This is a genomic window from Arcanobacterium buesumense, assembly GCF_012563545.1.
In the GTDB taxonomy this organism is placed as follows: domain Bacteria; phylum Actinomycetota; class Actinomycetes; order Actinomycetales; family Actinomycetaceae; genus Arcanobacterium; species Arcanobacterium buesumense.
In genome coordinates, this window is record NZ_CP050804.1 from 1,882,182 (window position 1) to 1,901,443 (window position 19,262).

Consider the following 19,262-nt stretch of genomic DNA (forward strand, 5'->3'; position numbering starts at 1 on the left):
TGGGCTTCATTTCTAACAGTAGCAGGGAAACTCACCGTCGTCGAAAAATCGTTCTTGATTGACGACGACGGCCTGCCACTTTCGTTCTACTTCCTCTCCGCCCCGTCGTAGACCCGATCAGCTATCGCACACATCTGTTCATATTTGCGTTCAATATCTGCAACCAAAGCGATCTGGTTACGGGCACGGACTAGATTGTGTTCCGGATAGTCAGTAGCAAAGTAAATATCGCCGTCGAGGTAATCGGTTAAGAACCGCATACCACATTCCGCCGTCATCAACTTCGCCGAAAAAGCAAACAAGTCGAGTTCAGCGGGAGTGAGAGTTTCCCGCAAAGCCGGGATGAAACCTTCGCAGTATGCGGTGTAAAGATCGAGGCTGAAACCTACTTTCGAACGATCTTTTTCGTCTTCATCGGCAAGGGCAGCGCCGGTACGTAGCGCATCGCCGAAATCGTAGAGTAAGGAACCGGGCATGACGGTGTCAAGATCGATCACTGCTCGGGCTTCGCCGGTATCTGCATCAAGCAAGATGTTGTTGATCTTGGTGTCATTATGGGTGACGCGAGAGGGAATCTCCCCGCTAGCCATCAGGTCTGTCACACGCGAATACTCAGCGGCCCGCTCCATAAAGAACGCGATCTCGTCTGGCACATCAGCCACTCGCCCAGCCGTATCTTTTTCGATCGACGTCAACAAGTTCTGGTATCGAGTCGGAGTGTGGTGGAAGAACGGAATCGTTTCAGTCAACATAGTAGCATCGAAATCCGCCAAATCGCGCTGGAATTGACCAAACGTAGCAGCAACTGAACGAACCATATCTGGCGAGGTTGCCAAACTGTAGGAGCGCGAATTATCGATATACCGATACATTCGGAAGAACTCATCGCCATGCTTTAAGTAAAGCGCGCCATCGAGCGTCGGAATAATCTCCAACGTCTCTTTGCCTTTTTTCACCAAATGTTCCGTAACAAGTTTGATGTTATTCATCAAACTATCGACGTCGGTAAACACTGTCGTATTAATCTGCTGAACAATATAGTCAGCACTATCGGTTGTTACTCGATAGGTGCGGTTAATATGACCATCACCCCAGCGATCACACGATGTAATATCCCCAGAAATACGGAACTGACGTGCAATATCTATAACGTCATTCATGCCAATTCCTTCCATACGATTGCCGAAGGCGCCAAATCAAAGTTCTCACTCTGACCCCTTGGCAAGCTGACCACGGTTTGTTGTGGCTTCTCGGAATTATTCATTACAGCATAGATGTTCTTATCCGCAAAATAGGCGACTTCACATTCGGGGTTTGATGAGCCCCAAACAGCATACTGGTCTTCCTTATGTGCCGCATAGAACAAGGCGCGCTCTAGCAACCGTGCATTCAGCGCCGAATATGGCAGACCAGAAAGATAGACGCCTCGCCCGTCGTCGTACGTATTAACTGCGAGCTGAACCTGCCCGTCAAGCCCAGAAATCACGGTTGTTTCCTCCGAAATTGGGAAGGTGTTTATTACCGCTTCACCAAAATCGAGGCTTTCGCGCGGAATATCTTGGATAACAAAATGATCTTCCGTCAGGTCAGGCCAGTATTTGTCGACGTTGAGGCTACGGTAGATTTCTTGATCGACGCCGAGGATATCCGCAAGTTGGAAATAACGTCCACCATGTTCGACGGCGCTCGGCTGGCCAACTCCCACAAATCCCTTGCCGGAGCTTACCCACGAACGGATAAGCGAAACCAGTTGCGGATTCTTCCAGGCTTGCGCACCCGAGTATGCGGTTCCTTGCGGACCGGCGTTAATAATAACGTCAATCTCCGGGTCAATACCGTTGGCGAGGACGTCGTCGAAACTCAAGAAACGTACGTTGACTCGCATACCAGAAAGAGCTTCAAGAATACCGTAGAACGAACGGTTGTACTTGTTCGGCAATGCGTGGGCGACTGTAAACTCTTGCCAGGATCGGCGAGCACCCCACGCATCCAACAGCGCCACGGTCAATTGTGTTTGCGCACCCTTGCCACTACACTTGTCATAAATATCGCGGAATTCGTTCGCAATTGTTGCTACGTCGTCGACGAACTTCGGGAACTTCGCTGCCAAAGACAGGTAGCCACCGTACCCCATGCGCTCAAGTGGCGAACGTAAAATAGCACGCCGGGCTTTGCGCCAATTATCCCACGCTTCGATAGACGGATCAGCACCCTCATAGAACGAATCCGGGAAGAAGTACGGCAAGAAACGACCCTCGTGATACTTAACGCCCTTAATGTCAGCGATCATGCGGGTGGTGGTGCCGTCACCTACCGAACCTACGATCGCATCCATACCCACATTCGGGAATGTTGAACTGTATGGTTCTGTGCCGATCCACTGGTCGCCGAGGAACATCATGGCTTCTTTGCCAGCGGCTTGAACTCGCTCAACCATTTGTTTCATTAATGAGTGGACGAAATTGGCGGTGAAATCAAGCCAGTCGCGTTGTTCTTTGCTGGGGTAGACGAAGGAGGAACCGTAGGAGCCGCCGTCGACGAAGTGTTCTGGACGCATCCGATAACCATACTCACGTTCGAACTCATCGAGCGCACGCGGCGAAACCGTCACCGCAAAACCAGTCCAGTCCACGATCTTTTCTTTGCGTTCGTTGTTGAAAATCAGCATGAACTGGTAGAAGAACGTAGTGAAGCGAACGACGTCGACATGCGGGTTATCCACCAACCACTTATCCAAGGTGTTCAGCATAAAATCTTGGATTTCCGGGTGACGTGGATCGAACGCGATTTCGTGTTCCTTATCGCCCCAATCGTTGGTGATGTGGTTGTACATCTGCACCGGATCCCAAATGACGTACGCCAAGAATGTCACGGTGTATTCGTGCATCGGATGAGCGTTGTGAATATGAACGACGTCGGTGTGCGGATCGAGCTCCCACTGGTCGATGGGCAGGACTTCACCGGAAGTACGGTCAATAACTTCCCAGAAACGTTGCGGCGCAGCGTCCCGGTTAATGGTGAGCTGCTCGGCAAAATAGGTGACCATCAACGGCACATCAACCGTGGTGTCCGTGGCGCGGGTACGTTCCGACATCAGGTAGACCATGGGCACGCAGTCCATATGATCTTTCATAAAATAGTTGTGACCGCGGTTAGGGAAATATGCCGAATATATACGTTTGCCCATGTTGATGACGTCGTCATCGAGGTGGGTGCCGTCTGAATTACGGATAGCATCCGCACCCCATTTTTCGGCTAACTCAGTGGACTGCTGAATAAAGTTTTCTTCGGTAGGTATAGTAAAGCGACCAACGCTCATATTTACTCCCTCATAACAGGTACTCACGGCAAGGTATAAGCATCCCTCAGCTGTGCCAGTGGAACGATCAGCGACTGGCTTGGAGAGTCCACGATGACACTCCACAACTGCAAAAATCGTAGCACAAAATAAACCTATGCTTCGTCGTCGAAATCAGCCTCTTCGCTATCAACTTTCACATGTAACGGATCGTCAAGGTTGTCCGGAGGAGGAAGAACACACTGCCGAATCCCATCCACATGTTCACTTAGACTTGGAGCGATTTTGGCCCACATCGGATCAAGAATAAAGTCTATTCCCGACCGTCGAGCATGCTTAGCAGCAGGCACAAAATCAGAATCTCCCGAAATCATAATAATTTGATTGGCAAACTGTCGTTCAGCAAGAGAGGCAATATCAAGTCCAATTCTCATATCAACATCCTTTTGCACAATATCAAGCTCGAAATCTCTCTCAGATAAGTCTTCGATAGCTATTCTGCCTGCAAGTAACTTTTTTAGGATTACAGGTCTTAGTCGATAACCACTCTGTGTTTCCAGCTCTTCCCCTAGACGAAGAGCTACTTTTCGTTTCTTCGTAAGTTCTTCGAAAAAGTTTGTACTCCATCGGTACTTGTCAGTTTTGCGAAGATCAACTTGTTTCTTTAAAAGCGGATGATAAAAAACTTTATCCGACGGCGGGCAGTCATAGTAAAAAATTCGGTAAAGACTGCTACGAGATTTGGATATGTGCCGGTGGCAATATTTCAAAAGTTCATCTGCACGATCTTTTTCCGTCTTATCGCCAAAAAGCGAATAAGCCCTTCTTCGATAAAAGCCACCATCGACCAATATTGCAGTCACGATTGGCCGGGTAGCATGAGTTAACGTTCGCCGTTGTAACCCCATTGTTACTATCCCATTTCATCAAAGATATGCTCCTGTCATCGGCACTATCCTTATAGGTGGATGGTCAACGGCAGGAGCTCCTTATGCAAATAAGCTACTTTATTTCCGCCCCAAAAGCAAGTATTAAGTCCATCTGGTCAACTATTGATTACTCATCCATCGATCCACTGCGTCATAGAACTTTTCCGGCTGATCGCGGCGCACACAATGGCTCGCCCCAGCGATACGTTCCACAGTAATTGCCGGATTAGTGATACTCGCAAGCCGTTCGACGTCGAACAAAATATTGTCCCTATCCCCGGCTACAAGCAACGTCGGTACGGATAGTTTGTCAAACAAACTCTCGTCCGTTGTCCCAACCACACCACTTTCAACCAGGCGCATATCCACTTGGGTTTTCCCCTGCACCCATCCAGCACACTCACACGCCGACCACGCCGGATGCGCGACGCGAATATCCGTCAACGCCTGCCCTGGATCAGCACACAACCCACGCACCCCAGCAGCTAACTCCGGCGCAGCTTCCCGATAATGGTCTGCCTGGCAGGCGGTCAAAATCGCCGGATCTTCTAACACCACCCCAGCCACCAAATCCGGGTAATTCACTGCCACCCACGCGGCAATCGCGCCACCCATCGAATGGCCGATCATCACCACTCGTCCGCTTTCAGCTTGCGCCGCGTATCGTTTGACGACGGCACTGGCAGCTTCACATGAGGCAGTGAACGGATCGCGCAGATCGTCGTCGGAAAACCGCTCAGAAAAACCGTGCCCTAGAGAATCAACTAATACCACCTGCCATGTGTCCCCAAAATAAATGGTCAGATCAGCAAGGGATGCTCCGCTATCAGTAACGCCGTGAAAAGCAACAATAATGCCGGTTACGTTCTGTCCAGTTTCCGTCACAGATAAACGCACGATCAATCCTTAAATACCAGCACGACTTACGCCGCACATATTACTCGCCCCCGATTACCCGTGCCAGGCATACGTGAGCAGTTCGCGCAAAACCGCACGATCGACGTCGGCAAGCGAAGCAAATGAAATACACGCTCGGCCACAATGAACATTGCCTAGACGGGTCGAAAATTCTTCATAATAGCTCGCATAGTGTCGCAAATATAGAAAGAGACGATCGGGACGTGCCGCGAAGCCGATTTCTAGACCGTCGCACAGGCAGTCGGGTTTTGCACCGGGATTCGTTTCCCCATAGCCGACGATAGCCGGCCCCCACATGATGGGTTCGTGGCCGGTAACGTCGCAAAAAATATGGGCGAGTTCGGCGGCATCAGGGGCGATTGTTTCGGGGAGTCGGGCAAGAAATTCGGGGACGGTAACCGGCTTGCCAAATGAGCAAGCTGGTCCGATTCGCATCCACTCCCCCTTGCCATACGTCATTGAATGATCGCCAGATACCTTCCATCGTTTCATAGGTAGCCCTAATTTGCTCGTTCTCAACAATAGTCACGTTATAGCATTTTGCAACTAATCAGATGTATGACCTTTAATAACTTTCCTAAAATCAGTACCAAAGTCCTATGATGTGGGTTACAGTTTTCCTATGACGACCTGCTAGCACTCCTTAAGACAAAAACTGGAGGACCCCATGCGCACCCCAATCACCCACAAAAGCACCGCCATTTCCGCAGGCTCACAAGCCCAACCCGAAATTGGAAATACGCTCATCCGCCACTTCCTTCCCGTGGTCGGCGGACTCCTCCTAGGAGCACTCATCTACTTCATCTTCCCAGACGCCATCTCCGACCAGCTACGCGAAACATTCGCCGCCAAAGACATGACTGTTACCCGGCACGATCTCGCCATCACCGCCGCGATCGCCGTCGTCATGGGCCTGTGGTGGATGACCGAAGCAATACCCCTGCCCGCAACCGCACTCCTCCCACTTATTGCGTTCCCGGCGTTCGACGTCGTCCCCATCAAAGCCGCGGCCGCGCCCTACGCTTCAGACACCATCTTCCTCTTCATGGGTGGATTCTTCCTCGCACTCACCATGCAACGTTGGAACCTGCAACGCCGCATCGCCCTTATCACGGTACTACTCGTTGGCACCCGCCCAAAGCGCCTCATCCTCGGCTTCATGATCGCCACCGGCTTCCTCTCCATGTGGGTATCAAACACCGCCACCGCCGTGATGATGCTGCCGATCGGCCTGTCAATCTTGAACACAGTTGGGAACGTTTCCGACGACGGCGCCAACCCCACCTTGCGCTACCCGAAATTCGCGACCGCTCTCATGCTCGGAATCGCCTACTCAGCTTCAATTGCTTCTCTATCCACCCTGATCGGAACCCCGCCGAACGTTCTCCTACGCGCCTACCTCCAAGAAACCCACGGAATTACCTTGAGTTTTGGACAGTGGATGCTCTTCGCTGCGCCAATGGCATGGACGTTCCTACTTGTCGCATGGGCAGTGCTGGTTCGCATCTACAAGCCAGAAATTGACGAGATTCCTGGCGGAAAAGCAATTATTCAGCGCGAACTTGCTGCGATGGGCAAGATGACAGTGCAAGAAATAATGGTAGGTGTGATTTTTGTTGGCGCCGGATTGGCGTGGATTTTCCTGCCGGTCATCTGGCCTGAAACTCCGATTAACGATTCCGGCATCGCCATGATCGTTTCCCTACTGCTCTTCGTGACGCCAGCTAAGCCGAAACAAGGCATCGCATTACTGGATTGGGATACTGCGAAAGATATTCCATGGGACATCCTAATTCTGTTCGGTGGCGGGTTATCGCTTTCCGCCGCGTTCGGCTCATCCGGCCTGTCACTGTGGATCGGCGATCACGCCCAAATCCTCGCCGGCCTGCCGTTGGTAGTTATCGTGGCGATCGTTACCGCGCTCGTCATCGGCCTGACCGAAATGACCTCCAACACTGCCACCGCGGCCGCCTTTTTACCGATCATCGGCGCGGTAGCAATCGGTATGGGCGCACCTGTTGAAGCACTCGTCATTCCAGTGGCATTGGCGGCGACATGCGCCTTCATGTTGCCGGTAGCCACCCCGCCAAACGCAATTGCCTACGGTTCTGGATTCATCAAGATCCGCCAGATGATGAAGGCCGGTATGCGGCTGAACATCATCGGCATCGCCTTAATCACCGTGTTCACAGTATGGGTTGGATCGCTGATTTTCGGCTACTAATAGCGGTTTGGGCAGCGGCCGCGGGTCGCTGCCCACCGGACACCTAACTAAGTGTTTCCTACACCACGTTTTTTAGTTAGCATCTTGGCGAAAATCGTTGTAAGCTAGAGGGCGTTCCAACGAACACTGCGCTCGTAGCTCAATGGATAGAGCGTCTGACTACGGATCAGAAGGTTGGGGGTTCGAGTCCCTTCGAGCGCGCTCTTCGGCCCAGTGGTGAATTATCCTGCTGGGTCGATTTTTATGCCGGTTGTACCCAGCCGGTTGCTAGTTGATTGCCTGCTAGTTGCGGTTGCCGCCAGCCGGGTGTAGCCACTGGGCCTAGTTGGTTGCCCGGCAAAAAATCTCGGGATTCGGCACAGCAGTGCTCTATATGGCACTGCTGTGCCGCTGGGCGAGATTTTGTACGAGTACCTATGATCAGGTCTAGGTAGATGGATAGGTTTGCTACTTTAATGAGAAGAAACTAGCTATTCCGTATTATCTTCAACCACATAATACTTGGTATCTCGGACACCCCAGCCACCAACCTGAGTAATTAGCCCAGCCTCTCGCATAAGTTTTATCGCATACCTTACTTGACCTTCTGATAAGCCTGTCTGCTGTACTAATTCCTCGAAAGTCATTCCCTTACTGACACTACGTAAAGCCCGCACAATAACTGGGCCATTCTTTGTAACCCGGCGACTATTAGCAACTATGTCTGGCATATCTGCATTTAGTCCACTGTGTACCGAACTCACTGAGGCCACCTTATCCTGCGAATGAAGGTTAACAATCAACTGCTCCACTAGGCCATATACAGCAGTTTTCCCTCCGTCATCAGCTAGAACAATCATGTTAAATTCAATTAGACGGCGCAGTACACGATCTACTTCGGCTAGAGAGATGGGTGCAAATTCTTTCAATATCTGCATACGCGATATTTTTTGACCGTGTCGCATTTTCACAAGTAACAATTTCTCAGTGGCAGTCAAAGTTTCATTTCCAGCCACCTCAGCTAACCATTCCGCTTCTTCTGACGAAAATACTGACTTAGCGTACAAAATTGCAGTAAATTGAACTCCCGTATCTTGTAGAGATGGCTTGGGAAGCAGTGCTTGCCTAGTTACACGGAATACTTCTTGGACTCCCGAGCCTTCTCCTTCAATGACATTATTGCCAGATTCAGAGTGAATTTTCTTAGCCAGATCATAAAGCCTAGGGTTCACCGCATTTTTTGCTAAAGTATAGCTTTGAAGTTGTTCCACTGAAACTCCACGTAAACCACCCGGGTTAGAAATAACCAACCTGTCCTCACGTAGCCGTATTTCAACCCACTTACCTTCTGTGTTTGGACTTAGATCTCGATGAACTAAAGCGTTGGCAATGAGCTCACGAACTGCAACTAGTGGATAAACACATTCATCACGCATATTTCCATCAGAAGAATAGCGACTTTGCCGTGGCGCATTTGCCTCAACCCACGCTAACGCATCTTCAAGCAAATCCGGCAAAGCACCATCAAAATCCCGCCTATTTCGCGAGCGCACACCAGCTTCACGCGACGACAAAGTTACAGCAGCAGTTATCCGCAATTGTGGAGCTTTAGCTTGTGGGAAAACACCCAAAGCATAAAGTCCTGCCAATGTTAATTGGCCTTCTTCTGTAACAATGTTAAGCATATGCAATAAAGTTTGATCATCCCCAACTTTAGCTAAGCGAGCACTAGACGCACGAATTTCAGAAAGAAAATTCTTGATTCTGCCAGAGTCTAAATCCTTCACATTCGAATTCGTAACCGGAGCTACATCAAATCGATACTGATCGGTAAGCGATAGCTTTTGAATTTCAATGAGAGCTAGATCTGATTCATTCATTCGGAAATCACCGTCTGACTGCCGTAAATATGCAATACCACTAGCCTTAACCGGCCGACACTTTAGCGCAACTGGAACAACCTCAACAATCAACACGTCTTTGTCATCCACAGTTAATATTTGGTGCTCTAATTGTGGCGCCGGTACAACACGATTTCGTGTCTGCTGAACAACTTGATCAAAGAGTTCCTGCGCATTTTCCACACCAGTAATAGCAAAATCTTGATTTTCCGCAACACCAAGAATAATGGTGCCACCTTCAGGCATATTTGCGAAGGCACACACTGTGTTAGAAAGATTATCTGGCAACTCGCTGGCTTGTTTTACTTCAATATCCGTCGTATCTCGACTATATTTCCTAAAGTCATTGAGACGATTTTCTAACTCTTGCACTGTCCATCTCATGCCTTAAGGATATATTTTTCAACTCTAGAGTGCAAGAGCAAAACACTTGCAATATCAGGAAAAAGTGGCGGTATTGTAGGGCCGTGATGTTTCAGAGTGTAATTACAAAGTAAAATTATCACTCTAGAGTGCGATAGTAGAAATCCACAGTGTAAACTATTGACGCTAAAGTATAAAAGTTTAAATCTCCTACGTGTCCACACTAGCAGTCTGCGCTCGCCACCAATCTGCGCAAACTAGCCCACACTCACCGGCTGCCCCGTCAAAAATCTCGGGATTCGGCACAGCAGTGCCGTATAGAGCACTACCCTGCCGCTGGGCGAGATTTTGTGCGCGTACAGTAGAATTGCCTCATGACTTTTCTTGGTTTACGCAATACTGCTGGCATGATTGCCGGGCATCTTGCTACTACCGCGTCGCGCACGCTAGGCCGTGGCTCGGGCGGCATGATCGGCGGCCGGGTAGCTTCCCGGATCGCCCCGAATCTCCTGCGCGATTTAACCCAGCGCATGAAAGTAGTCGTCATTACAGGTACGAACGGTAAATCCACCACCACGCGAATGATCGCGGAGGCAGTCACCGCCGATGGCCTGAATGTGGCAACCAATCGTGGCGGGGACAATATGCTCCCCGGCGTTTTAGCTGCCGTCCTGCAGGATCCGAAAGCTGATGTCGCCGTCCTCGAAGTGGATGAAATGTGGGTGGCGCGCGTAGCTCAAGAAGTTAACCCAGACGTTTTCGTTTTCCTTAATCTGAGCCGGGACCAGCTGGATCGCGTTGGCGAAATCGCCTCGATCGAACGCCGGTTACGCAGCGCCATCGACGCTCACCCGAACGCTACCGTGATCGCCAACATCGACGATCCACTCATGACCTCCGCCGCCTGGGATTCTCATAATCCAGTATGGGTGGCTGCCGGCCAAGGCTGGTCAGGCGATTCGCTCACCTCGCCGCGCACCGGCGGCATCATTGTTTATGGCGACGACGAACGAGCCCACACCTCCGATTCACAGGTTCCGCCAGCTTCGGGTCAAGATTCACAGGTTTGGTGGCGGGCCGTTGGTCTTGATGCAGACCTCGGCACATCCGAGGCGTCAACCTTTGCGCGCCCCTACCCGGACTGGTCGTGGAGCGTGGCAGAGTCCAACTATCAGCCTGGTGTTCCCATGCAGGTGCATGGACCAGATGGAACCACGGACGTCGTCGTCAATCTTCCGGGCCGCGCAAATCGTTCCAATGCGAGCCAAGCACTCGCCGCAGCCCATGCGCTCGGCGTGAACCCGGAGGTCGCCGCTCGCTGTATTGCCGGCGTTTCGTCGGTGGCTGGGCGGTACGCGAACGTGAACATCGATGGGCGAAACGTGCGGTTATTGCTGGCGAAAAACCCGGCCGGCTGGCAAGAATCATTAACTATGCTTCGCCCCGGCGCGGCCCTCGTGGTGGGAATCAACGGGCAAGTGGCCGACGGCGTCGACCTGTCCTGGCTTTGGGATGTCAAATTCTCTCAACTCGCCTCTCGGCAGGTCTGGGCGTGCGGCGAACGCGGCGCCGATCTCAACGTGCGCCTCCACTATGCCGGCGTAGCAGCCGATTTCATCGCCGACCCGGTGGACGCCATCCAGGCCACCCCGCCTGGCGATGTTGATGTTCTGCTGAACTACACGTCATTCCGCGACACCCGCGCAGCATTAAGGAAACGAGGCTATGAGGTATGAGTTTACGTATTGGAGTGCTTCTGCCAGAAGTGTTAGGCACATACGGCGATTCGGGAAACGCTGAGATTTTGGCGTTTCGGGCGCAGGCTCGCGGAATCGATACGCAAATCGTTCACGTAGGTATCGACGAAGCCATCCCGGACTCGCTCGATATTTACACCCTCGGCGGGGGCGAAGACATTGCCCAAACCATTGCATCTCGCAAACTCGCATCCGATTCTGGGCTAGCCCGCGCGGTGGCTGCTGGCCGGCCAGTGCTGGCGATTTGTGCCGCCTTGCAGGTGCTCGGCACTTACTATACTGACGCAGACGGCAAGAAAACTGCCGGGGCTGGCCTGCTCGACGTCGTCACTCTCCCCCAAGGATTGCGCGCGATTGGCGAATTGCGGAGCGAACCTGGGCCGGGGCTGGCTGCCCGCGGGGTAACCGACACGCTGTATGGTTTTGAGAATCATGGTGGCGGTACGGCGCTCGGGCCGGATGCTTCGCCTTTTGGGCTGGTCACGTTCGGTACTGGTAATGGCGTTCCGGGTGTGGCACCGGCGCGTACTAACGATTCGCGCACGCCCGATCCGAAACTAGTTTTGGCTGGCACGCCTGATGGTTATGTGACTGAGGTTGATGGTCGGCGGATTGACGGCGCAGTGCAAGGATCGGTTTTTGCTACCTACATGCACGGCCCGGTCTTGGCACGTAACCCGCAGCTGGCAGATATGCTCATTGCCATGGCTACCGGGGATGCACTTGCGCCACTGGACGTGCCGGGGGTGGCTGATTTGCGCGCCGAGCGCGAGCGGTTTATCGCCGGTCAGTAGCCGGCGTTGGCCCGGGCCCATCACCCCGGTTAACTAGCCCGATTAGCCCGGTTAGCCAGTCCGATTTCCCTGGCCCGCCGGGGATCCCTGCACAAAATCTCGAAATCCAGCACGGTAGCCCGCCATAGACCGCTACCGTTTCGCTGGGCGAGATTTTGTGCGGGACACTAACAACACGATTACCTCGCAGTGCTTCGTATGCGGGAACATGTCCACAACCTGCCCGCGCGTCACCTCATATTCCGGCATCCGCGCTATATCTCGCGCTAGCGTTTCCGGGTTGCACGATGAGTACACCACTTGTGGTATACCAGAATCGTTGAGCCACTGGCACAGTTCTGCGCTTAGCCCGCGTCGTGGCGGATTGACGACGACGGCGTCCGGCATCTCGCCTTCGGCACGAGCCGCCCAGGCGGTAGCATCGCCAGCAATAAACTGCACCCGATCGGCACACCCCATCTGCTCGGCAGTCTGGGATGCCGCCTGAACTGCTTGTTCGGAGGTTTCCACGCCAACAATGTGTCCGTGAGTGCGCGCGGCAGCCAACGCGAGCGCAAACCCGCCAACTCCGCAATATAGATCCCACACATTATCCGCGTCTGCTAGCCAGGTGACAGCATTATGGTAGAGCGCGGTGGCGGCATCGGTGTTTGTTTGGAAGAAAGATTGCGGACGCAGGTTTAACGTCAACGGTTCTGCCAGTGCAGGAATGTCTAAGACCATCGGCAAGACGTCGGTTTCGGTGATCAAAATTTCTTCGGCGCCTTCAATAATTGCTTTATGTTCGGGTTGCACATTGAGTGAGATAACCCGAATATTGGGTAGCATTACCCGCAGTTCGGCTTGGCGTTTGAACAGGATACCTTGTACTCCGCGCCGGCGAGCCACGAATCGAACCATGAGTTCGCCATCGTCAGACTCGGTGATGATAACGTATTTGAGCACCCCGACGTTAGTCGCCGGCGAATACGGTTCTAACCGGCAGGCGGTAATAAATTGTGCGATTGAGGGGATTGCGCCACGGATACCGGGGGTTGGCAGTGGGCAGTCACGCAGGTCGACTCCGCGTCCATCGTCACCTAAAATCCCCAACTTCGGGCGCCCTACCGTTCCGGTAACAACAAGCTTGACTTTGTTGCGGAAAGCTTGTGGACGCGATGTGAATGGATCTTCCCAGTGCCCGACGTCGATCAGCTCGCAGACGCGCTTGTTTTTGGCGTGAATCTGGCGTGGGTAGGGAGTTAACAGGTCGGTGCATGACCGGCATTGTCCGGCTTGAAAATAGTGACAGTCGAGGATCTGAGGGTTGACTGGACGGTGACGCATTGCGCGGTGGATATTACGTGCGGTTTTAAACATTAGAGAGTTTTCTTCCAGTCCTCGAATATTGCTTTGTGTAAGATTCCGGGTACGTGTTTTTGGTTGACTTCAGCAAAGGCGCACGCCTCTGAAAAACTGTCAGCGCATATCGCCACCATCTCCGAAATCATTGCCATTGCGTCCTTTTCTCTGATTCCGTAGTTAGGTGCCTGGTTTGCCACAGTCTTCAGGTTATGGGAGCGTTCGCCATTTCTTCCGTACACCATAGCACTATTTGCATCCCACCCAGATCCTCGTGTGGTTTCAAGATCAAAAACTGGAGCTAACTGGTAGTGGGATCCGTCCCAGATAAAAGCATGGTTTCGCGCATGGTCATCTGTGTTCCCTATGAGGATATTGGTGACGATACGTTTAAACACTTCGTGTGGATTCCCTGATTTTTCTGCTAGATCTAGATATGACACCCGCGGAATCAATGCGTTTTCTTCATTGAAGAGTGTCACGAGTGAGCGTGTGTGAAAACGCAATTGTCCGTCCCGGTCGAAGCGGTCAATAATCAGCGCATCACGACCGTTGATTCTACGCACCGAAAATCCCGGTACGGCTAATCCCATTTTCTGAGCTAAATATAATGCGCAGGCTTCAGTTCTTATTAGTGGTCTTGCTTCACTTGAGGTTGACAACTTGACAATTTTAGAGTCGATAATAATTTTTGGACGTGACCCGCCAATTGATGTGCCGTGGTTAAGAGCGATATGGATCTCCGCGTCAAGGTGTTTGTGTGCTAAAAGGTCCTGGATCGATTCTTCTAGTTCATCGAGTGAGATATTGCTATTTTCGCGTGGTTCGTAGCGTGTGGGTGAGTCTTGGAAATCTAATGCACCAAATCTGTTGGAACCTGATTCTAGCAAGTAGGTTTTGGTGGTTTGCTCGACGTTTCCGTGATGGTAGTCGATAACCATTTTCCCCCAACCATCTGGCAACCCATCGGTAAAGACGCCGTGGAGAGATAATCCTGCCGGTGGTGAGAAAATGTTGCGGTTAAGCGGGAGATCTTCAGCGAGTGGTATGGCTTGTTCCCGAGACAAATAGGATTTAGCGTAGGCGAAATCGAATCTGGTATCGACACGATGTAAAACACCAGCAACTACTGGAGTTGTGTTGCCTGCCAGCCATGTCCACACATAAATGTCATCTGGTTTAGAAGTCGACATTGATTGGTTCCACCCGTCGTATTCGTTCAGGCAGAAGTGCTACATGTTCCCCTGAGCGTGCTCTCATTTCCGCGATTTTTTGAGGCAAGTCTTCTCCGAATATCGGTATTCTCAAGACTTGTAGTACACGTAAAACTATTGCGATTGCTGTGGTGGGGGAACCGGCTTCAATGGATGCTATTGTTCGTGTTGAGCAGTGCGCTCGCTCAGCGAGTTCTGTTTGTGTCCATTGGTTGTTTGCGCGCGCGATACGTACATTATGTCCGACGATGACGAGTGCGTCCTCAACGTATGTGTTTGGTTCAATGCGTGTTCGCCCCACAATTCCTCCTTATGCAATAGTTTAACACTTAAACTATTTAATAGTTATACTATTGCATATTTCCTAACCAATTTCTTCGCCGGCAAGGAATGCTTCTGCGTCTCGTTGTGCCTGTGCTAGTCCGGTGAAGTGGACGGCTCGCAGGCCAGCTTCGCGAGCGCTGACGACGTTGGCGTACGTGTCATCAAAGAAGAGAATGTCATCTCCGTGCCCGCCAAGCGCATCGATTGCCGCCTGATAGATGGCCGGGTCTGGTTTGGCGAGGCCGAGGTCGCAGGAGAATAGCGCCGGGTCAAAGAGTGCCAGCCAGGGTTTGTTTTCTTTGAGCCACGCCAAATGGGTGTGTGGAACGTTTGATAGGACGGCAGGTTTTTTGCCTTGGGCGTGGAGTTGTTCGAGCCAGGAAACCATATCGTTGTGATGGTCTGCCCACGATTCGACGTCGGCCTGCTCAGTTGCGTCTATCAGTCCTGGGATTGCATGGAAATCGACGTTGAGTTCTTGGCCTATGGCGTTGAGGTATTGCGCATAGTTGTGGGTTCCGGCGTCGAGCGGGCCACGCAGTTGCCGGTAGAGGATATCGAAGCGTTTGGCGTCCACCCCGAGTTCGTCAAGATGTGCAGCGCGGTGGATACCCGCCACGCCATCGTCGTTTTGAATTTTCATAAATAGACCGAATAGATCAAATAAAAGTTTGCGCATGGTCTTATTGTGTCATTTTTATGACGACGAAGATACCCCCGGTTTTTCGGCGCCGGGCACGGCTAGGCGCCAGGCGTGCTTACCTGCCGGGCACGAGCAATAGGTAGGCGGCGAGGCTTCCTAATACGATACCGTAACCTGCTATGACTAAAAGCCACGACGTCGGCAGAGCGGTTTTTGATGTGGTGGCCGCATACAACACGGCGCCGACCATGAAAACAGCGGAAACAATGGCAATAAAACCGGCATAGTTCCGCAGGAGAATCATCGCAGTGAAACATAAAGCTCCCACGATAAGGAAGACGATTGCTATTTTGGTATCTCGAGTTACTGCGCATCGCTTGCCGGAATACTGACAATTTTTTCGATGCTGCATTACTGTTCTCCTCTTGACGACACCGTCATTCCACCTACATATAAGAGTACGTGTTACATCTGTCTTTTGTCTAGAAAATCAGAAAAGTCGTAATGTCTCATTTCCGCTTCTTCGCCCGTCTTGTGGGTTCGGCATGAGCCGGGTCTTCTGGCCAGGGGTGACGCGGGTATCGCCCGCGCATATCGGCGCGCACGCCCGCATACGGTCCGGCCCAGAATGAGGCGAGGTCGTCGGTGATGGCGAGCGGGCGCTGGGCTGGCGAGAGCAATTCTAGAGTAACTGGCACACCACAAATCTCCGGGGTGGCCTGCCAACCAAATGCTTCTTGGATCCGCATGCGCACTCGCGGACGTTCTCCGGCGTAGTCCACGCGCGCGCTACCTAGCGGAGTGTCGATGCGTTCGGGTGCAAGATCGTCGAATTGATGGGCATATTCCCACGGGATGAGTGCCGCGAGCGCACCGGCTAGATCTATTTCACGCGCTGTCACAAACGGTATCAGCCAGGTGCCTATAGTGCGGTTGAGTTCAGTGTCCGAAACATCGGGCCAGGGTTCGCCGAGGGCTTGATGAAGGAAGGCGAGGCGGTCGCGAGTTTCGCGCAGTGCTGGCGTCCACGTCAAGCCGGCTACTCCGGTTGCCTGAATACGTTGTGCATACACGTGGACTTTGTCTGCGTCCGTTAAGGTCACCGGGTGGCGGGCAATCTCGATGGCTCCTAGGCGAGTGACGCGATATCCGCGCATTTTCTCTGCGTCAATCTCGGTTTCGGTGGTAACGAGGTGGCGTGCTACATCCTGCACAATATCCGCATCGATCGGCGCCGCTGCATAGATCATGGCGTCAGCTCGGCCTTGTGCTTGTCCCGTATCGGCTATCGCCAACCATTCTTCGCCGGCTAACGAAGAGCCGAGTGGGAGTTGTGCACCTCGCCCGTTTGCTAATACGTATCCTTGCCCGCGAGCGCGTGCCACCCAATATGGGTGTGCTAGGCCGACGACGACGCCTACCGCATCGTCCCACGTCCAGTCACCTGTTTGCTCAGGAGCGTCCGGGATGAGCTGTGTGAGCATGCTTCGTAACCGGCGTATTTCTCTGGTGAGTTCGTTGGTTGTGCGTTTGCTTCGGATCCCGGTTGCAATATCGGCGTGTGACATTCGCATATTGATCGATAAGAACGCAACAATGTCTGTAGCCTTATTTGAGCCGACGAGGGCGCTGGCGTCTATCAGTGCTCGAGCTAAGTGTGCGCCGAGGGGGAGTTGCGAGACAAGTCGCCCACGAGTAGTGATCACCCCGTCGTCGTCGATCAATCCTAGGCCATGTAACTGGCGTTGGGCGTAGGCAAGATTATCTGGGTTGGGTTCGTCAAGAAGTTGTAAACCGGCCATATTTGGCGCACCCCAAGCGGCGCATTGTAAGAGTGCATCGGTTAAGTCAGCAGTACGGATTTCTGGCGGTGAATATTGCGGTGCCCGTGCCATCGCTATACACCGGTATCCCACTCCAGGGCCTTCTCGTCCGGCACGCCCGGAGCGTTGAATCATCGAGGCTTGGGAGGCATAGACGCTCACCAGTCCCCCAATTCCACCATCTACCCGAGCCTGGCGTGCTAACCCGCTATCAACAACTACCCGAACTCCTGGAACTGTTAGTGATGATTCTGCGAGGGCGGTAGCAACAATTATTCGATCGTGACTGGCATCCAATACGCGATCTTGTTCGACAGAACTCAACTGACCGTGAAGGGCCATAACTGGAAGATCTATTCCGTTTAGCCGGCCCATGACTGCATCTATGTCACGCACTCCGGGGACAAACACGAGAATTGATCCGTCACATTCGCTACGTGCTTGGAAAACTACCCGGGCAATGTGTTGCACAAATTCATTGGCTACGACGATTGCCCCGGCAGCAGTGGATGTTAATGCTTGTGGCCCTGGGACGTCTCGAATCTCAACAGGATGAATATCCCCGGGAACACTAATAATTTCCGCATTCAATAAATGCGCTGTTTGTTCTAATGCAATCGTGGCAGACATGGCAATAATACGTATGTCTGGGCGTAAAGCAGACTGCACATCAAGAACAAAGGCACAGGCGATATCGGTGTCGAGGTCGCGTTCGTGGATTTCGTCGATGATAACGCAGCCGACGCCGGGCAGTTCCGGGTCACTGTGTAGCATGCGTAGCAGCACCCCGGGCGTGATCATTTCAATAGCACGCCCAGGCTGAGTTTCGCCACGAACTCGATAACCTATCTGTTTGCCAACTGGCTCACCAAGAAGGGAGGCTATTCGCCGTGCGGCTGCCCGGGCGGCCACTCGGCGCGGTTGTACAACGAGGACTTTTGGATGCCCGGTTTTTTCTAATTGATGGGCGAGAACTACTGGAACGAGTGTTGTTTTTCCACTACCTGGGGGCGCGGCAATAACAACATTGCCACGCGAAGTGGCAATGTCTGCAATCGCGCTGGCAACTGGCAGCCCCACATCGGTTGCTAGAATCTTGGTAAGATTCACGCTTTAATAAGGGACTGAACCGCACCCAACACTGAGGTACGCACATCGGATAATGCCAACCCGTCGTCTAAAGCCCGCAGGCCGCAATCCATCAACGAACGGGTAATACGAGCACTCATTTGGGCAGAAGCCGGATCAATCTCTTGCCATAAATGACCGATCGTCATCGCCAATTCCCGGTGAAAGTTCACCACCGACGGCGGCAGGTTCTCCATTGATTCAAACGCTTCGGGGGAAATCTTCGCCGTCTTCAATACGTTAATCAGCCACTGATGCCCAGTTTCCGCGCCCAACTCTAATGACACATCAACAAGCGCAATGAGTTTATCTGACGGGGTTTGTGCACTGTCCATCGCCGCCGTCGCTCGCTCTTTCCACAACGGTAAATACCGTTCTAAAACAAGCAACCGCAAGTGATCAACCGAAGGAACATAACGATAAATCGAATTACGTGCAATACCTGAGCGTTTTGCCACTGCTCCAGCAGTGAAGGAAACTTTTTCCGTGGACCGTAATATTTCTTCGGCGGAATTAATCAATTTTTCGAACACAATATCGTGATGTTCTTTAACAGTAGGAGCTGAAATCCGCGGCACAGCAAATCCTTCCTTCATATCATCACAACAATATGCCTCTGGGTGAAG

General features: G+C 52.2%; 16 protein-coding genes and 1 tRNA gene. 4 read left to right on the forward strand and 13 right to left on the reverse strand.

Annotated elements, in window-relative coordinates:
• Positions 1–86: 86 nt before the first annotated feature.
• The 5 genes from HC352_RS08700 to HC352_RS08720 form a co-directional block, all read right to left on the reverse strand.
• A complete protein-coding gene (locus HC352_RS08700) occupies positions 87–1,160 on the reverse strand; it encodes a phosphotransferase enzyme family protein (protein ID WP_168918492.1) in 1,074 nt (357 codons plus the stop codon).
• Positions 1,157–3,319, reverse strand: coding sequence for a 1,3-beta-galactosyl-N-acetylhexosamine phosphorylase (gene gnpA / locus HC352_RS08705; protein ID WP_168918493.1), 2,163 nt, complete (start codon positions 3,317–3,319; stop codon positions 1,157–1,159). Before gnpA ends, HC352_RS08700 begins: the two co-directional genes overlap by 4 nt.
• 134 nt (positions 3,320–3,453) lie before the next feature.
• Positions 3,454–4,206 carry an NYN domain-containing protein gene (locus HC352_RS08710; protein ID WP_168918494.1) on the reverse strand — a complete coding sequence of 251 codons (753 nt, stop codon included), beginning with the start codon at positions 4,204–4,206 and terminating at the stop codon, positions 3,454–3,456.
• A gap of 141 nt (positions 4,207–4,347) precedes the next feature.
• Positions 4,348–5,124: an alpha/beta fold hydrolase gene (locus HC352_RS08715; RefSeq protein ID WP_168918495.1), complete on the reverse strand. Its 777-nt coding sequence runs from the start codon at positions 5,122–5,124 to the stop codon at positions 4,348–4,350.
• 54 nt (positions 5,125–5,178) lie between these two features.
• Positions 5,179–5,637, reverse strand: coding sequence for a DUF1801 domain-containing protein (locus HC352_RS08720; protein WP_168918496.1), 459 nt, complete (start codon positions 5,635–5,637; stop codon positions 5,179–5,181).
• Between the two features lie 271 nt (positions 5,638–5,908).
• On the opposite strand from HC352_RS08720, the gene HC352_RS08725 reads away from it, so the two are divergent.
• Both HC352_RS08725 and HC352_RS08730 read left to right on the forward strand, forming a co-directional pair.
• Positions 5,909–7,369, forward strand: a complete 1,461-nt coding sequence (locus tag HC352_RS08725) for an SLC13 family permease (RefSeq protein WP_247645195.1) — start codon at positions 5,909–5,911, stop codon at positions 7,367–7,369.
• A gap of 128 nt (positions 7,370–7,497) precedes the next feature.
• Positions 7,498–7,570: transfer RNA gene (locus HC352_RS08730), tRNA-Arg, on the forward strand.
• Positions 7,571–7,839: 269 nt separating this feature from the next.
• Here HC352_RS08730 and HC352_RS08735 read toward each other — a convergent pair.
• Positions 7,840–9,633: an ATP-binding protein gene (locus tag HC352_RS08735; protein WP_168918498.1), complete on the reverse strand. Its 1,794-nt coding sequence runs from the start codon at positions 9,631–9,633 to the stop codon at positions 7,840–7,842.
• Positions 9,634–9,986: 353 nt separating this feature from the next.
• Between HC352_RS08735 and HC352_RS08740 the strand changes: the two genes are divergently transcribed.
• Positions 9,987–11,348, forward strand: coding sequence for a Mur ligase family protein (locus tag HC352_RS08740; RefSeq protein ID WP_211080668.1), 1,362 nt, complete (start codon positions 9,987–9,989; stop codon positions 11,346–11,348).
• On the forward strand, positions 11,345–12,163 hold the full coding sequence (locus tag HC352_RS08745; RefSeq protein WP_168918499.1) for a type 1 glutamine amidotransferase: 819 nt from the start codon (positions 11,345–11,347) through the stop codon (positions 12,161–12,163). The genes HC352_RS08740 and HC352_RS08745 overlap by 4 nt, the downstream gene beginning before the upstream one ends.
• A 132-nt stretch (positions 12,164–12,295) precedes the next feature.
• Here the strand turns inward: HC352_RS08745 and HC352_RS08750 are convergent, their stop codons facing one another.
• From HC352_RS08750 to HC352_RS08780, 7 genes are all read right to left on the reverse strand, one after another.
• A complete protein-coding gene (locus HC352_RS08750; protein ID WP_211080669.1) occupies positions 12,296–13,522 on the reverse strand; it encodes a methyltransferase domain-containing protein in 1,227 nt (408 codons plus the stop codon).
• The gene (locus HC352_RS08755) at positions 13,522–14,697 is read right to left on the reverse strand and encodes a type II toxin-antitoxin system HipA family toxin (protein ID WP_168918500.1); all 1,176 of its coding nucleotides are present in this window, start codon (positions 14,695–14,697) and stop codon (positions 13,522–13,524) included. The genes HC352_RS08750 and HC352_RS08755 overlap by 1 nt, the downstream gene beginning before the upstream one ends.
• Positions 14,684–15,019, reverse strand: a complete 336-nt coding sequence (locus HC352_RS08760; protein ID WP_168918501.1) for a helix-turn-helix transcriptional regulator — start codon at positions 15,017–15,019, stop codon at positions 14,684–14,686. Before HC352_RS08760 ends, HC352_RS08755 begins: the two co-directional genes overlap by 14 nt.
• 63 nt (positions 15,020–15,082) lie before the next feature.
• The gene (locus HC352_RS08765) at positions 15,083–15,721 is read right to left on the reverse strand and encodes an HAD-IA family hydrolase (RefSeq protein WP_168918502.1); all 639 of its coding nucleotides are present in this window, start codon (positions 15,719–15,721) and stop codon (positions 15,083–15,085) included.
• A gap of 79 nt (positions 15,722–15,800) precedes the next feature.
• Positions 15,801–16,097, reverse strand: a complete 297-nt coding sequence (locus HC352_RS08770; protein WP_168918503.1) for a hypothetical protein — start codon at positions 16,095–16,097, stop codon at positions 15,801–15,803.
• A gap of 97 nt (positions 16,098–16,194) precedes the next feature.
• Positions 16,195–18,618 carry an ATP-dependent helicase HrpB gene (gene hrpB / locus HC352_RS08775; RefSeq protein ID WP_168918504.1) on the reverse strand — a complete coding sequence of 808 codons (2,424 nt, stop codon included), beginning with the start codon at positions 18,616–18,618 and terminating at the stop codon, positions 16,195–16,197.
• On the reverse strand, positions 18,615–19,214 hold the full coding sequence (locus HC352_RS08780) for a TetR/AcrR family transcriptional regulator (RefSeq protein WP_211080670.1): 600 nt from the start codon (positions 19,212–19,214) through the stop codon (positions 18,615–18,617). The genes hrpB and HC352_RS08780 overlap by 4 nt, the downstream gene beginning before the upstream one ends.
• Between the last annotated feature and the right edge of the window lie 48 nt (positions 19,215–19,262).